Raw genomic sequence first — 14,203 nt, 5'->3', positions numbered from 1 at the left:
CGCCATGGAGTTCTTCTTCTTCTTAGACGTTTACGCCGACAGACAGCTTATAGACTACTACATACTCTCCTTCAGGCTCGGTAATCTTAAGTCCGTAGAGCTAAAGGAGTGGTCGGGGAAGAGCTACATAGTGGGGATAAAGGACTGGGAGAAGTTCAGGAAAACAGCCTACGATATAGTCCTCTACGAGCTCGGAGACGAGATAGAGAGGTTCAAGGACATAGAGACAGCCTTCAGGGAGGGATACAAGATAGCTTACAGGGAGGCGGCGAGAAGGGGTGCGAAAAAGATCCTTCCGGCGATAGGGCACGGGAACCCGCCGGTGGAGATAGTTAAGAGGTTCTTCCCCGTTGAACCAGAATTCGAGAGATTCCCTGAGAATATAGACAACTTCCTTGAGGAAATAGTGAAGAACACACCGAGAGAGGTGAGTAAAAGAGGATCGGGCGATGATGAGATCCCTTTCTGACCTTTTAGAGGAGCTCACTCCAAAGAGGATAGTCCAGGAGCTCAACAAGTACGTGGTGGGGCAGGAGGAGGCTAAGAAGGCGGTCGCCATAGCCCTCAGGAACAGGTGGAGGAGGCAGAAGCTCCCCGAATACATAAGGGACGAGGTTGCTCCCAAGAACATCCTGATGATAGGACCTACCGGTGTCGGTAAGACGGAGATAGCCCGCAGGCTCGCCGGGCTTATAAAGGCGCCCTTCGTAAAGGTGGAGGCTACCAAATACACCGAGGTCGGCTACGTCGGCAGGGATGTGGAGTCCATGGTCAGGGAGCTTGCCGAGGTCTCCTATCAGATGGTAAAGAGGGAGAAGATGGAAGAGGTCAGGGAGAGGGCGAGGAAGTTAGCGGAAGAGAGGATCCTTGACTACCTCGTTCCCCAGCAGTTCACGAGCTTCGGAATAAGGGAGGCTCAGGATACGGGGAAGAGAGAGGAGATGAGGGAGAGACTCAGGAGGGGCGAGCTCGACGACAGAACCATAGAGATAGAGGTTCAGGAGAAGGCGGTTCCCATGGTGGGGATAGCGGGTCCACCCGGCTTCGAGGAGCTTGAGAACCAGCTCAGAGAGATGTTTTCAAACCTTATGCCCTCCAAGAAGAGGAGAAGGTTGAGGGTTAGAGAAGCTCTAAACATCTTAGAGCAGGAGGAAGCGGAGAAACTAATTGACATGGAGGAGGTAGCCCGTGAGGCTATCTTCAGGGCTGAGAACTTTGGGATAATTTTTGTAGACGAGATAGACAAGATAGCGGTCAAGACTCCCGGTGCAGGTCCGGGAGTGTCGAGGGAGGGAGTTCAGAGGGATCTCCTCCCCATCCTCGAGGGAACGACGGTAAACACCAAGTACGGTCCGGTAAAGACCGATCATATCCTTTTCATAGGTGCCGGAGCATTCCACATGGCCAAGCCCTCGGATTTAATACCGGAGCTTCAGGGAAGGTTCCCCATAAGAGTTGAGCTAAAGTCCCTTACCAAGGAGGACTTTGTCAGGATACTCACCGAGCCTGAGAACGCCCTTACAAAGCAGTACGTTGAGTTACTCAGGACGGAAGGTGTGGAGATAGAGTTCACCGAGGACGCTGTTGAGGAGATAGCGAGGATATCGGAGGAGATCAACAACAGGACGGAGAACATAGGGGCGAGAAGACTCCACACGGTTATGGAGAGGCTCCTGGAAGACATATCCTTCGACGCCCCGGAGCTGAGCGGTCAGAGGATAATAATAGACAGCAAGTTCGTAAGGGCTAAACTCGATGGTATAGTTCAGGACGAGGAGCTAAGCAGATACATCCTTTAGAAACTCCCTTATCCACCAGTGGACATCCCTCTCCCTAACTATGTCTCTGAGCGCCTTCATTCTCTCTCTCTTTTCCTTCTTTTTCATCTTCAAGGCCCTGTAAATAGCTTCCGCTATCTCGTCCTCGTCTATCGGGTTCACTATAAGGGCTCCCTCCCTAAGCTGAACGCTTGCCCCGGCGAACTCGCTCAATATAAGAGCCCCGTTTTCTCCCCTTTTACAAGCTACGTACTCCTTCGAGACTAAATTGAGACCGTCTATTAAGGGTGTGACGAGGGCGAAGTCTGCCATCAGATAGAAGGAGGCGAGCCTCTCATCGGGATAGTTCTTGTAGTAGTAATATATAGGAACCCAGCCCGGTTCTCCGAACCTCCCCTCTACTCTTCCCACGATCTCGTCAGTCTTCCTCTTTATATCCATGTACTCCTCGAGCTTTGTCCTCGTGGGAGCGGCGATCTGTATGAAAGAGACCTTACCTCTGAAGGAGGGATACTTCTCGAAGAACCTCTCTATGCCTCTGAACTTCTCCTCCAGTCCCTTGGTATAGTCAAGCCTGTCCACTCCAACGCCGACGTACTCCACACCCAACTTCCTCCTCAGGTTTTGGGCGTACCTGATTATCTTGGGTTCCGAGATGAGCCTCTCCCATCTCTCGAAGTCTATTCCAACGGGTGTAGCCCTCACCTCTATCTTTCTCCCGTTCCAGTAAACCACGTTCCCGTCGTAGAATGCTCCTAATATTTCCCTGACACACTCTAAGAAGTTGTTCACGTAGTGCTGTGTATGGAAACCTATTACATCAGCTCCGAGCATTCCCTCCAACAGCTCCCTCCTCTGGGGAAGAAATCTAAGAACGAAGTAGGGGGGGAAAGGTATATGCCAGAAGAAGTAGATCGGATCCTCAACACCCTGCTCTCTGAGGAGCTTAGGTACCAGGGCGAGGTGGTAATCGTTCACTAAAACCTTAGTTCCCTCTCTGAATACCTCTGCGACTGCCTTCGCGAACTTCCTGTTCACCCTCCTGTAGCCTACCCAGAAACGGTTGTCGAACCTTGTCCTGCTCAGGAACATGTGGCAGAGGGGCCAAAGAGTCTCATTGGAAAAACCGTAGTAATATTGAGACACGTCCTCCGAGGTGAGGGGAACCTGCTTCATCAAAAAGTTCTCTTTAATCTTCACCTCTAAGGGGGTTTTCTGATTCTTCCTCCCCCAGCATACCCATATCCCGCCCTTCTCCAGCAAGATAGGTTCCAAAGCGGAGACGAGTCCCCCGACCGTCTTCTCTAATTTCGCCCTCCCTCTGGAAGGTTCTACTCTGTAAGGCTCCCGGTTCGATACGACTATAAGATCCATGTAGCCTTAAATTATAACGGATGATAATACTCCTCGACTACGACGGGACGCTCACGCCCATAGTTTCCAAGCCTTGGGAGGCTAAGATAGATCCTGATAGGAAGAGCTTTATAGAGGCGCTATCCAAGGAACATACAGTAGCGATAGTTACTGGTAGGGACATGAAGAGCTTTATAGAGGTTTTCGGAGAGATACCTTCCTCCCTTTACGTCATAACCTCCCATGGGGCGAGGATATACAAAGGCAGTGAACTCGTTGCCGACTTCTTAGAGGCTAAGATGCCCGATCTTTCGGAGCTCAGGGAGAAGATAAAGGGTATGGAAGGCGTGTGTTTAGAGGAAAAGGAGGGCTGCTTTGCTCTCCACTACAGAGGATTTAAGGGAAAGGAGGAGGATATAAGGAAAGTGTTCAGGGAATTCATAGAGAGGTATCCGCCGGTGAAGGTAATAGAGGGGAAGAAGGTTTTGGAGGGCGTTTACGGGAGCTTCGATAAAGGAAAAGCTGTGGAGAACTTCCTCAGGCTCGTGGGCTGGGACGGAAGTGAACCTGTAGTGTATATCGGCGACGACACAACGGACTTCTACGCCTTCAGGAAGGTAAGGGAGCTTGGGGGTAAGGCTGTTTACGTCGGGGAGGGGACCCCCCCAGGTGTGGATCTAAACCTGAAAAACGTAGAAGAGGTCTACGAGTTCTTGAGAAGTCTGTCTATGACCAGAAGGTAGTCCTTGAGGTGCCTCACGATCAGGAAGCTGTGCCTTACCCTCTCGTGGGCGTTCCTGCCCATCTCCTCCCTGCGCTCTTCGTCGGCGAGGAGTTGTTTTATCCTGTAGGCGGTCCCCTCTATGCTGTTCACAAGGTAGCCTGTCACTCCGTTTATTATCTGCCTCCTTATTCCCCCTATGTTGCTGCCAACGACAGGTTTGTACTTCCACATAGCTTCTGAGACCACGAGACCGAAGCCTTCCCTTATGGACTTCTGAACCACGACCGTCGCCGACCTCTGGAGGGCGTTTATCTCCATGTGGCTGTTGGGAGGGAGGTTCAGGGCGAATATGTCCGGGTCGTCCCCCTTAGCTTCAAGCACCTCTCTGTAAACCTCCTCTCCCTCCGGATCGTCGCTGGCAAAGGATCCCGCAAGGACGAGCTGACAGTCGTACCTCCGCTTTACCAACCTGTAAGCCTCTATCACACCTATAGGATCCTTTAACCTGTCGAAACGGGAGACCTGAAGGACTATGGGTCTATTTGGATCTATCCCGAACTTTTCTAAGACGTACTTTATATAATCCTCCTCTAAGTCCCTGTTCTTGTCGTGGAGTGGATCTATCGAGGGAGGGATTACGTAAGCCGGTATCTTCACCCCCTCTCTCACGAACTCGGGAATGTGAAATATGCTCGCATCGTATCCATTCACGAATATCTCCAAGAACTTCCACGTCTCCTCGTCGGGCGTGGATATATCTATGTGACACCTCCATATCCACCTTTGCCCCTTTCTCCTTTTCACTATCAAACCGAGGGGCTGTGGATCGTGGATTATAACGACGTCATAAGGATCGGTGTCTATATGGGATACGTTCTCGTAGGTGTACTTCATGTAGGTTATGATGTCCTCGTGGGCCAGCTTTCCCGTGGATAGGTGAAGGAGGTTGTGGATCTTCTTCGTCACCTTGAAGAACTCCAAATCTCCCTTTATTACTTCCCATCTCGTTTCTATCCCGAGCTCGTTCATCAGGGGCACCATACGGTAGAGTATCTCCGCCACCCCACCCCCCAGCTTTGTAGAGTTCACATGTAGAACCTTAATACCCTCAAGATCCTTAGCTATCCTTTCAAGTTCTTTGATCGTTCCCTCGTCTATGTACTTCAGATACTCCTCTATCATTTCAGCTCTCCAGTATCTCCACTATTCTGTCCCTAACTTCGTAGAGGCTGTAAGCCATGAGGTCTATCCTGTCTATACGTTCAGCTTTCTCCTCCTCCCCCAATCCCTTCAGCCACTTGGAGAAGTCGTTTATAGGCTCCCCGTGCCTTAACTTTGAGGTAACGAGGTGATAAAAGAGTGAGTGGATACCCACCTTTTTTATGCCCTCCTTAAGTTCCTCGACGTTCCGAGCGGATATATCGAGATCCACCACCTTCCTCACAGCCCTTATAAAGTAGAAGGGCTTACATATCCTTTCAAAGCCCTCCATCTCCGTGTGTAGTATGTCGAGCATCTCCCTCCGTATATCGTCGAGACAGACGCACTCTATAAGATCCAAAGCCGAGAATTTCTCTGCTAAGACAGGAAAGCCGTTCTCTGCGAGCCAGTAAGCGAAGCTGTTTCCGTACTCCGTCGGTAGGAAGTGGTACTCGAAGAGGTTTCTGTAAAGATGATAGTAAATCGTGTCATCATCGACCTCCCTGAGAGCTCTCGTGAAAGAAGCTAAGGTGTTAGCCTTTATCCCAGTGTACTGTGCCGTCCACAGCTCGGACTTAAATCGAAACTCGGGCATATAATTAATGGTAAACTGAAAGGGAGGAGGACGCATGTTAAAGGAAGGTGATAAGGCTCCAGATTTTTGTTTGATGGGCATAGATGAGAAGGGTGAGGAGAGGGAGTTTTGCCTCAAAGACTTTAGGGGTGAAAAGCTGATCCTCTACTTCTATCCTAAGGACGACACTCCCGGGTGCACCGTGGAAGCCTGCGACTTCAGGGACAACCTCAACGTTCTCGTTCAGAAAGGCTACAGAGTGGTTGGAGTGAGCCCCGACAGCCTCAAGTCCCATAAGAAGTTCAGGGAGAAGTACAGCTTGAACTTTCCCCTCCTGAGCGATCCTGAGGAGAAGGTGGCTCAGGCCTACGGTGCCTACGGTGAAAAGAAGATGTACGGGAAGACAACCGTCGGTATGATAAGGTCCACCTTTCTCATAGATGAGGAGGGGAGGATAATAAAGGCATGGTACAACGTAAAGGCGAAGGGGCACGTGGAGAAGCTTCTGAAAGAGTTAGAGAGCTTAGAGGCAGGGCAAAAGAAGTAATAGATAGGCTGGAAAAGCTCTACCCGGACGCCCGCCTGGAGCTCGAGTACGAAAACGCCTTCCAACTTCTCATAGAGGCTATCCTCGCTGCCCAAGAGTCCGACAGGAAGGTGAATGAGATTAGGAAGGAGCTTTTTAAAAAGTACAGAAGTCCCGAGGATATAGTTAAGACCCCCTTAGAGGAGCTCGAGAGGGATATAAGCTCCATAAACTTTTATAGAAGGAAGGCCAAGCTTATAAAAAAGTGCTGTGAAGCTATAGTAAGAGACTTCGGAGGCGAGATACCAAAAAGTGTAGAGGAGCTTACTAAACTTCCCGGTGTGGGGAGGAAGACCGCCAACATGGTGATAGGTGGAGCCTTCGGTCTTCCTGCGATAATCGTAGATAGGCACGTCCTCAGGGTATCCCAGAGGATAGGTTTCACCCGGCAGAAGGATCCCGACAAGGTGGAGATGGAGCTTAGGGATATCGTTCCTGAGGAGAAGTGGACGAAGTTCTCCTTCCTCCTTTTGAACCACGGGAAGAATTTATGCAAGGCCAAGGATCCCAAATGCGAGGAGTGCCCCATATGCGACCTGTGCGATTCTTGTAAGGTAAAGCTCTGATCGGATAGTCCGATATAATCTTGGGGCAGAAGGGGAGATGATAAAGAAACATATATTTAAGGGACTTGACGTAAACGTTCTCAATCTGAAGAACGTTCTCGAGGAAGTAAGGAGGAAGGAACTCACGGGATTCCTGAGAATAACCTACTGGGCGAGAGATGACTTTCTTCTCTTTCTGAACGGAGAGCCTTTCAAGGTTGTCAGCCTCCACTCCGATGGGAGAAGAACCGCTCTCGATCCGGACAGCTTCAAAGTCGAGAACAGAGAGGGGACCGCTACGCTGGTAGAAACCACCTTAGACGATATAGTTGCCTTTCAGGAGTACAGGTATGATCCAGGGAAAGACGGTTCCCTCATATTCTTTCCCTATGGAGATCCCGTTCAGGAACCTGTGTCGGTCAGCTTCATAGACTTGAACAAGGAGTTCCTCCTCGCCCAGAGAAGCCACCTCGACGGCTACATGGCTATCTATACTGAGAATAGGATTCTTGGAATTGTTATTTTCCAGCAAGGTGTGTCGGTAGCGGTCTTTGGTGGTGATGCTTCCTACGGCTCTCAGGGTGTAGAGTTTATAAATTCGAACCTGATTCCAACGAAGAGCTACATGTCCATGTACACCTTGGAACAGGAGATACTGAGTTTCCTCTATTCCATGCATACGGACAACGTTCGCAAGTCTGAAACAACCTTCCTCAACTACAACGAGGCTAAGGCTCACGTGGAAAGGAATAGAAGGGACGCTTTGGTGCTCCTCGAAGGTGGGGGTATATACAGGTACGATCTTTTCTTTAGGGGGCAGAAACTCGGAACGGTCGTAAAAGAAAAGGGTTTCTTTGTTCAGGAAGAGGAAGAAAAAAATAAACTCTCCCTTAAAGTAGAGAACATGCCCGATACGCGGGTTGAGGTCTTCGATATATCCCTTATAGAGAAACCTCAGAAGATAGAGATCGTAATTGAAGGTGTATCTGAAGAAGAGGAGACGGTGGAGGGGGAGTTACCCCTCGATAAGATTGGTGAGGTGAAGTCCGCATTTATAAAGGAGCTCGGACCGGTTGGAAAACTGCTGTGGGAGAAAACGATAGATGAGTTTGGTTTCAAGGAGAGCGCCATGGGTATAAAACAGATGAAGGTACTTGTAAACAGGCTTGTTAAGGAGATACCAGAAGAGGAAGCGAAGAGAGCCTTTCTGGGTAAAGTAAGGGGGATCTTTCCCGATATAACTTGAAGGAGGTCTACTCATGCTGGGAAGGTACTTCAGGAACGCGTCCCTAATAGAGAAGTTCGTCGTTCCTAACATCGTAATCCTGATACTTCTAATAGGATCTGTGGGAGCGGTGAGTTACTTTCTGCTACAACAACAGCTAAGAAAGCAGGCTGAGGAGATACTCGAAAACGGTTACAAGATATTCTTGGAACAGATAAGGACGAGGGAGAGGGCTGGTCTCTCGGTCGCCTACCTCGTGAGCCTTGATCCCGATGTAAAGAGAGCCTTCGCTAAGAAGGATCGAAAACTTCTGTACAAGTATGTTAAGGTAAGGTCAGACCTCGAGATGCTTACAGACATATATGATCTCAGGCTCCACTTCTTGGCTCCGGTTGCCATCTCCTTTTTCAGAACTTGGAATCCTGAAAGATTCGGAATAGACGTTTCCAAGTTCAGGAGGATGATAGTCACGGTAGCCCAGAGGAGAGCTCCTCAGAAGGGGGTGGAGGTAGGACTTAAAAGAACGATAGTTTCGGGAGCTGTCCCTGTTATGGATGGAAACGAGTACCTCGGTGCAGTTGAGCTTATAACTCCCTTTAATCCTATCCTCGATGAGCTTAAGGAACTCACGGGTATGGACACGGTGGTTCTCATAGATAAGAGGGCTGCCGCTCACTCCGAATGGGCTGTTAAGGCGGAGAAGATAGGAAGGTACGTCCTTTACTACGAGACCAATCCGATACTTAGGAACATAATGCTCAAGGCTACCGAAAGACCTAACACCGTTTACATGGTGCAAAACTACGCTGTTGTAGCTAAACCCATAATAGATTTTTCTAAAAGGAATATAGGTCTTATCCTGATGGGATACGATCTTACTCCAGTTATAGATTCCTACAAACAGATAGGTGTATATATACTGATGTTTGTATTCATAGGAGTGATATTCAGCTTCTTCGTTTCTTACATGATATTCAAGAAGTATGTTGAGGAGCCGATAAACGCCTTGATAGAGCATACGGAAAGGATAAGTATGGGTGAGGTCGATCAGAAGATACCTATAACCTCCAAGGACGAGATAGGTAGGCTTGCCGAAGCTTTCGAGAGGATGAGGATAAGCATCAAGAAGGTTATGGATCTTCTGAAGTGAGAGTTGATGATGTATGTTTTTGGTTTATCATTTTTCCTTAGGAGGGAAAGATGGAACTGGATATTATCCAGTATGAGATAGATGACGAGCTTGAAAAACAGATAGTTAACACGCTTAAAAACTTTGTTGCAAAAACCGATGCTGATCTTGTCATACTTTCGGATGATGCGGGGAGGATAATTTCCTTCTATGGAAAGAATCTCGATGAAACTCAGGCGGAATTTCTTGCCAGCATAATAAGCGGGATATTCGGTGCAGCCTTTGAGATGGCAAAGATGGTCTCCGAAGAAGATCTTCTGGATACCATACAGTATGAGAGCAAAAAACAAAATGTTGTTGTGAAGGCCGTGGGTGAGAGATTCCTCGTAGGAATTCTCTGTCCTAAGTCCGTTGCCCTCGGAACCGTCAGGCTCTTCCTTAAGGAGCTTGCACAGGATTTAAATAGAATATTTTCCTCCGTGAAGCCGAAACCCTCAAAACTGCTGAAGCTCTCCCCCGAAGCGGTTGAGGAAAAACTTAATAAGATTCTGGGGGCAACATGAAGCTAAAGGTTGTCTACTTCGGGGCATCGCTTGCAGGTAAGAGCACCAACGTGAAAGTCCTTTATGAGAGGCTCCACCAAAAGGGGATAACCAAGGGCGATTACATATCTATGGAAACGGACGAGAATAGAACCCTCTTCGTCGAGATGTTCTTAAGCTCCATAAATATAGATGGTCAGAACATAGACATAAAAGTTCTTACCACTCCCGGTCAGTTCAGACTCCATCCCTTAAGGAAGGTGATAATGAAGGGTGTAGACGGTCTCGTCTTCGTAGTTGATAGCTCGAGAGAGAGGGAGAACATCAACTTCCTTGTTTTAAGGGAAACGGCAGCGGTTCTTAAAGAACAGGGCTTCGACCTTTACTCCCTTCCTGTAGTGGTTCAATACAACAAGAGGGATCTTCCCGACGCCCTTCCGGTCGAGGAGCTTGAGCCTGTCTGCAATCCGTGGGGAACTGAGTACATAGAGGCGGTTGCCACGGAGGGGAAGGGGGTTGTAGAAACCTTTCACTCGATACTGAAGAAGATCCTCCTTGAGAAGGCCCTCGCAAGAAGGTGAGCAAAGCTGATCATCTTGACACTATAATAAATGAGAATTATTTTCATTTAACCGGAGGATGGCGATGGATAAGAGAGTGTACATATTCGACACAACGCTGAGGGACGGAGAGCAGGCTCCAGGATTCTCTATGACCACCGAGGAGAAGCTCCAGATGGCGCACCAGCTTGCAAGGCTCGGTGTGGATATTATAGAGGCGGGTTTTGCTATCGCCTCCAAGGGAGACTTCGAGGCGGTAAACAGGATAGCAAAGGAGGTTGAGGGTCCTGTAATATGCTCCCTCGCGAGAGCTCTTGAGAAAGATATTGAGGTGGCGGCTAAGGCTTTAGAACCGGCGGAGAGGAAGAGAATACACACCTTCATAGCCACCTCCGAGATTCACATGAAGTACAAGCTTAAGATGGAACCCGATCAGGTTCTCGAAAGGGCGAAGAGGGCGGTAGCTTTTGCGAGAAACTTCACCGACGACGTGGAGTTCTCCTGCGAGGACGCTACGAGGAGTGAGAGGGAGTTCCTCTACAGGATAATAGAGGAGGCTATAAAGGCGGGCGCTACGGTCATAAACATACCCGATACGGTGGGTTATGCCATACCTGAAGAGTTCGGAGAGCTGATAAGCGATATAATCAACAACGTTCCCAACATAGACAAGGTAATCTTGAGTGTTCACTGTCACGACGACCTCGGTCTTGCGGTCGCCAACTCACTGACAGCTGTTAAGCATGGTGCGAGACAGGTAGAGTGTACCATAAACGGAATAGGTGAGAGGGCAGGAAACGCCGCCTTGGAAGAGATAGTTATGGCTCTGAAGGTCAGGAAGGACTACTTCGGAGATCTTTACACCAACATCAACACGAAGGAGCTCTACAAGAGCTCGAGATTGCTCTCAAGGATAACGGGTACCTTCGTTCCTCCCAACAAGGCTATCGTCGGTGATAACGCCTTTGCCCATGAGTCAGGGATACATCAGCACGGAGTTCTCAGCCACAGACTGACCTACGAGATCATGAATCCAGAGGACGTGGGTTTCCCCGCGAGCAGGAGGATAGTTTTAGGCAAACACTCAGGAAGGCATGCTTTGAAGCAGAAGCTCGAGGAGTATGGAGTTAGCTATACGAACGAGGACGTGGACAGGATATACGAGAAGCTGAAAGCTCTCGCGGATAAGAAGAAGGAGATATACGATGAGGATATAGAAGCTCTGATCTATCAAGAGTTTATGAAGGTAAGCGACGAGGAGCCGGTCAGGGTAGACCATTTCCAGGTTCAGAGCGGGGACAATCTGATGCCAACCGCCACGGTGAAGATCTATTTCAAAGGTGAGGAGAGGACCGCTACCGCAACAGGGAACGGACCGGTCGATGCAACCATAAAGGCTATCCAGAAAGCTCTTGACTTGAGCCCTAAGCTCCTCGATTACTCTATAAAGGCTCTAACACCCAACACCGATGCTCAGGCTGAGGCGAGGGTGGTTTTGGAGCTGGACGGAGTTAAGGCTTCCGGAAGGGGTGTGGACACCGACATAATAAAGGCGAGCGTGAACGCCTTCGTAGATGCCCTCAACAGGGCGATCATGAGAAAGGAGTACATACTCCAGAGGAGCGAGATAAGAGAAGAGGGGACAGTGTAGTTGTGGCGATTATTTCTGAGGCTTAGAGCTCTCCTCTGGATCTTCCGCTTCGTTCTCGTCCCTCTGCTTGCTTTTCTCCTCGCTCTTTTTGTCTTTCTGCTCATTGGCTGGAGTCTCTATATCTTGCTCGTAGTTAAAACGCTTCAGAACCTCGGGGAGAGCCCTTTGATCTTCGGGCTTATACTCCTGCTTGAGATTCTCATCGTCGGTGTTATACTTTACCTCTCTGTGATGTATATTAATAGGCTAAGGAAAAAACTGAGAGGTAAATCTGGAGGTAAGTTATGAAGAAAGCTTTTATCCTTCTTGCACTTGGTTCTGCCTTCCTTTACTCCTGTAAGGCTACCCAGGCGAGGATATGTCCGGACGAGGGGACTGTGAAAGGAAACCTATCCAAGCTCATAAACAGAGAGTTCGAAGTCGAGAGCGTCAAGCCTATGGAGGAGATGAAGAACCTCTGTGAGATCGTCGTAAAGGTCGGGCTGAGACCCGTTGTTCTGTATACCGATGGTGAGGGAAAGAACTACATAATCGGAAACGCCTTTAACGTGGAGACGAAGGAGAACCTCACCCAAAGGACCGTAAGCAAGTACATGACCGTTTCTAATGAGGTTCTTAAAAAGCTCGAAAGCCTCGTGAACATGACCTACGGAGAGGGTGATAAGTACGTTTACTACATAACCGATCCAGACTGCCCCTTCTGTAAGAGGTTCTCGCCTGTACTCAAAGACTGGGCTGAAAAGAATAAAGTCAAAGTTAAGGTCATCCTGTATCCCTTGCCCATACATCCTCAGGCTAAGCCCAAAGCTGTGGCCATGGTTTGCGACAAGAAGGGTTACGACGATATCCACAAGGATGTGAACACCAAGAATCAGTGTGAAGAAGGTAAAAAGGCTATAGAGGAGAATATCAGGTTCTTAGGTGAAATAGGAGTTAGCGGGACGCCGACGGTCATAGGTATGAACGGAAAATATATCGTCGGTATGCCCAGATCTCCTGAAGAGCTAAAAAGCCTCGTTCAGTGATCAATCCCTACCCTTCAAGAGGAGTTTTATAGGGGAGTGCTTCACGTTGAGGTACTCCCTGAGCTTCTTCATGAAGAATCTCTTGTAGCTTTCCCTCCAGCCTTCGGGATCGTTTGTGATTACAATGATCGTGGGGGGCTTTATCCCTTCCTGAAAGGCGTAGTAGACCTTTATCTCCTTGCCCTTGTGGTGGGGAGGCGGTTTCTCCCTGATTATCCTCTGGACAGCCCTGTTTACGAAAGAGGTCTTGTGCTGCCTCGTGTAGTCCTCGTAGACTAAAACAGCCTTATCCAATATATCCTCCACTCCCTTACCCCTCGTTGCTACGGTAAAGACCACCGGTGCGAAGTCGAGAAAGAAGAGGTCCTTCCTTATGAGCTCGAGAACCTCCCTCTCGCTGAGGGGATTAAGGTCCATCTTGTTCGCCACGATGATACAACCTTTGTACCTCCTCTCCACGAGACCTCCAAGTCTCTTGTCCTGTCTTGTCACCCCCTCCGAAGCGTCTATGACCAGGCAGACCACGTCCGAGTACTCTATCGCCTTCAGTGTCCTGCCTACGGAGAAGAACTCCACCCCGTACTCCACCTTCGAGGGTCTTCTAACCCCTGCCGTGTCTATAAGAACGAAACTTTTATCCTTCCAGGAGAAGGGGAGTTCTATAGCGTCCCTCGTGGTCCCCGCAACGGGAGATACGATGACCCTTTCCTCTCTCAGGAGAGCGTTTATTAAGGAGGACTTCCCAACGTTCGGTCTCCCGACGAAGGCTATCTTTATCCCCTCGTAACTGAGCTCCACCTTATCCTCTTTTAACCTCTTCACCACTTCATCAAGCAGGTCTCCCACACCCCTCCCGTGAACCGCCGATATAGGGAAGAGAAGTTCGTATCCGAGCCGGTAGAACTCTAAAGCCGCCTCCTCGTCCCTTTTCGTATCTGCCTTGTTCACAACGAGGATGACCTTGTCCCTGTACGGCTGGAGCAGCTTCCCTATCTCCTCATCCAGAGGTGTTATTCCATCCTTGGCACTCACCACAAAGAGTATTACGTCCGCCCTATCTACCTCCCTTTCTATGGTCTCTTTGACCTTCTGAAGTATTTCATCGTGGGTTTCGGGAACGAGACCTCCCGTGTCCACCACTATAAACTCTTTATCCTTCCACTCTGCCTTAGCCTCTATAGAATCCCTCGTTATGCCGGGGATATCCTCTACTATTGCCTTCCTCTTTCCAACCAATCTGTTGAAGAGTGAAGACTTCCCGACGTTGGGGCGACCTATTATGACAACCCTGTTGTTCATGGAGTATCTATG

16 protein-coding genes are annotated in these 14,203 nt (G+C 49.1%); 12 read left to right on the top strand and 4 right to left on the bottom strand.

Going from position 1 to position 14,203, the window contains the following annotated elements; genetic code table 11:
• The first annotated feature begins 4 nt into the window (after window positions 1-4).
• Window positions 5-469, top strand: a complete 465-nt coding sequence (locus ACZ483_RS05990; protein ID WP_464323280.1) for a hypothetical protein — start codon at window positions 5-7, stop codon at window positions 467-469.
• The gene (hslU, locus tag ACZ483_RS05985) at window positions 453-1,799 is read left to right on the top strand and encodes an ATP-dependent protease ATPase subunit HslU (protein ID WP_464325136.1); all 1,347 of its coding nucleotides are present in this window, start codon (window positions 453-455) and stop codon (window positions 1,797-1,799) included. Before ACZ483_RS05990 ends, hslU begins: the two co-directional genes overlap by 17 nt.
• Here hslU and ACZ483_RS05980 read toward each other — a convergent pair.
• A complete protein-coding gene (locus ACZ483_RS05980; protein WP_464323279.1) occupies window positions 1,779-3,152 on the bottom strand; it encodes an alpha,alpha-trehalose-phosphate synthase (UDP-forming) in 1,374 nt (457 codons plus the stop codon). The genes hslU and ACZ483_RS05980 overlap by 21 nt on opposite strands.
• A gap of 20 nt (window positions 3,153-3,172) precedes the next feature.
• On the opposite strand from ACZ483_RS05980, the gene otsB reads away from it, so the two are divergent.
• Window positions 3,173-3,874, top strand: coding sequence for a trehalose-phosphatase (otsB, locus tag ACZ483_RS05975; protein WP_464323278.1), 702 nt, complete (start codon window positions 3,173-3,175; stop codon window positions 3,872-3,874).
• Here otsB and ACZ483_RS05970 read toward each other — a convergent pair.
• Window positions 3,835-5,037 carry a glycosyltransferase gene (locus ACZ483_RS05970; RefSeq protein WP_464323277.1) on the bottom strand — a complete coding sequence of 401 codons (1,203 nt, stop codon included), beginning with the start codon at window positions 5,035-5,037 and terminating at the stop codon, window positions 3,835-3,837. The genes otsB and ACZ483_RS05970 overlap by 40 nt on opposite strands.
• Before the next feature lies 1 nt (window position 5,038).
• Window positions 5,039-5,650, bottom strand: coding sequence for a DUF5752 family protein (locus ACZ483_RS05965; RefSeq protein ID WP_464323276.1), 612 nt, complete (start codon window positions 5,648-5,650; stop codon window positions 5,039-5,041).
• Window positions 5,651-5,684: 34 nt separating this feature from the next.
• Here ACZ483_RS05965 and bcp point away from each other — a divergent pair, with 34 nt between their 5' ends.
• The 9 genes from bcp (at window position 5,685) to ACZ483_RS05920 (ending at window position 12,892) form a co-directional block, all read left to right on the top strand.
• The gene (bcp, locus tag ACZ483_RS05960; RefSeq protein ID WP_464323275.1) at window positions 5,685-6,176 is read left to right on the top strand and encodes a thioredoxin-dependent thiol peroxidase; all 492 of its coding nucleotides are present in this window, start codon (window positions 5,685-5,687) and stop codon (window positions 6,174-6,176) included.
• Window positions 6,095-6,781 carry an endonuclease III gene (gene nth / locus ACZ483_RS05955; RefSeq protein ID WP_464323274.1) on the top strand — a complete coding sequence of 229 codons (687 nt, stop codon included), beginning with the start codon at window positions 6,095-6,097 and terminating at the stop codon, window positions 6,779-6,781. Before bcp ends, nth begins: the two co-directional genes overlap by 82 nt.
• A 37-nt stretch (window positions 6,782-6,818) precedes the next feature.
• Window positions 6,819-8,006 carry a DUF8082 domain-containing protein gene (locus tag ACZ483_RS05950; RefSeq protein WP_464323273.1) on the top strand — a complete coding sequence of 396 codons (1,188 nt, stop codon included), beginning with the start codon at window positions 6,819-6,821 and terminating at the stop codon, window positions 8,004-8,006.
• Between the two features lie 13 nt (window positions 8,007-8,019).
• Complete coding sequence (locus ACZ483_RS05945) at window positions 8,020-9,135, top strand: cache domain-containing protein (protein WP_464323272.1); 1,116 nt, start codon at window positions 8,020-8,022, stop codon at window positions 9,133-9,135.
• Window positions 9,136-9,185: 50 nt separating this feature from the next.
• Window positions 9,186-9,677, top strand: coding sequence for a roadblock/LC7 domain-containing protein (locus ACZ483_RS05940; RefSeq protein WP_464323271.1), 492 nt, complete (start codon window positions 9,186-9,188; stop codon window positions 9,675-9,677).
• Window positions 9,674-10,237 carry a GTP-binding protein gene (locus ACZ483_RS05935; protein WP_464323270.1) on the top strand — a complete coding sequence of 188 codons (564 nt, stop codon included), beginning with the start codon at window positions 9,674-9,676 and terminating at the stop codon, window positions 10,235-10,237. Before ACZ483_RS05940 ends, ACZ483_RS05935 begins: the two co-directional genes overlap by 4 nt.
• Window positions 10,238-10,301: 64 nt before the next feature.
• Window positions 10,302-11,867, top strand: a complete 1,566-nt coding sequence (gene leuA / locus ACZ483_RS05930) for a 2-isopropylmalate synthase (RefSeq protein WP_464323269.1) — start codon at window positions 10,302-10,304, stop codon at window positions 11,865-11,867.
• Window positions 11,868-12,155, top strand: a complete 288-nt coding sequence (locus tag ACZ483_RS05925; protein ID WP_464323268.1) for a hypothetical protein — start codon at window positions 11,868-11,870, stop codon at window positions 12,153-12,155.
• Window positions 12,152-12,892 carry a DsbC family protein gene (locus tag ACZ483_RS05920; RefSeq protein WP_464323267.1) on the top strand — a complete coding sequence of 247 codons (741 nt, stop codon included), beginning with the start codon at window positions 12,152-12,154 and terminating at the stop codon, window positions 12,890-12,892. Before ACZ483_RS05925 ends, ACZ483_RS05920 begins: the two co-directional genes overlap by 4 nt.
• Here the strand turns inward: ACZ483_RS05920 and der are convergent, their stop codons facing one another.
• A complete protein-coding gene (der, locus tag ACZ483_RS05915; protein WP_464323266.1) occupies window positions 12,893-14,191 on the bottom strand; it encodes a ribosome biogenesis GTPase Der in 1,299 nt (432 codons plus the stop codon).
• Window positions 14,192-14,203: the final 12 nt, after the last annotated feature.

The sequence above is a fragment of the Hydrogenivirga okinawensis genome (assembly GCF_055385515.1).
Note: the sequence above shows the minus strand (reverse complement) of the source record. Positions and strands in the feature narration are given on the sequence as shown.

Coding starts and splice junctions, on each gene's coding strand:
- ACZ483_RS05990 (WP_464323280.1), top strand. CDS start 5: ATGGAGTTCTTCTTCTTCTTAGACGTTTACGCCGACAGACAGCTTATA.
- hslU (WP_464325136.1), top strand. CDS start 453: ATGAGATCCCTTTCTGACCTTTTAGAGGAGCTCACTCCAAAGAGGATA.
- ACZ483_RS05980 (WP_464323279.1), bottom strand. CDS start 3,152: ATGGATCTTATAGTCGTATCGAACCGGGAGCCTTACAGAGTAGAACCT.
- otsB (WP_464323278.1), top strand. CDS start 3,173: ATGATAATACTCCTCGACTACGACGGGACGCTCACGCCCATAGTTTCC.
- ACZ483_RS05970 (WP_464323277.1), bottom strand. CDS start 5,037: ATGATAGAGGAGTATCTGAAGTACATAGACGAGGGAACGATCAAAGAA.
- ACZ483_RS05965 (WP_464323276.1), bottom strand. CDS start 5,650: ATGCCCGAGTTTCGATTTAAGTCCGAGCTGTGGACGGCACAGTACACT.
- bcp (WP_464323275.1), top strand. CDS start 5,685: ATGTTAAAGGAAGGTGATAAGGCTCCAGATTTTTGTTTGATGGGCATA.
- nth (WP_464323274.1), top strand. CDS start 6,095: ATGGTACAACGTAAAGGCGAAGGGGCACGTGGAGAAGCTTCTGAAAGA.
- ACZ483_RS05950 (WP_464323273.1), top strand. CDS start 6,819: ATGATAAAGAAACATATATTTAAGGGACTTGACGTAAACGTTCTCAAT.
- ACZ483_RS05945 (WP_464323272.1), top strand. CDS start 8,020: ATGCTGGGAAGGTACTTCAGGAACGCGTCCCTAATAGAGAAGTTCGTC.
- ACZ483_RS05940 (WP_464323271.1), top strand. CDS start 9,186: ATGGAACTGGATATTATCCAGTATGAGATAGATGACGAGCTTGAAAAA.
- ACZ483_RS05935 (WP_464323270.1), top strand. CDS start 9,674: ATGAAGCTAAAGGTTGTCTACTTCGGGGCATCGCTTGCAGGTAAGAGC.
- leuA (WP_464323269.1), top strand. CDS start 10,302: ATGGATAAGAGAGTGTACATATTCGACACAACGCTGAGGGACGGAGAG.
- ACZ483_RS05920 (WP_464323267.1), top strand. CDS start 12,152: ATGAAGAAAGCTTTTATCCTTCTTGCACTTGGTTCTGCCTTCCTTTAC.
- der (WP_464323266.1), bottom strand. CDS start 14,191: ATGAACAACAGGGTTGTCATAATAGGTCGCCCCAACGTCGGGAAGTCT.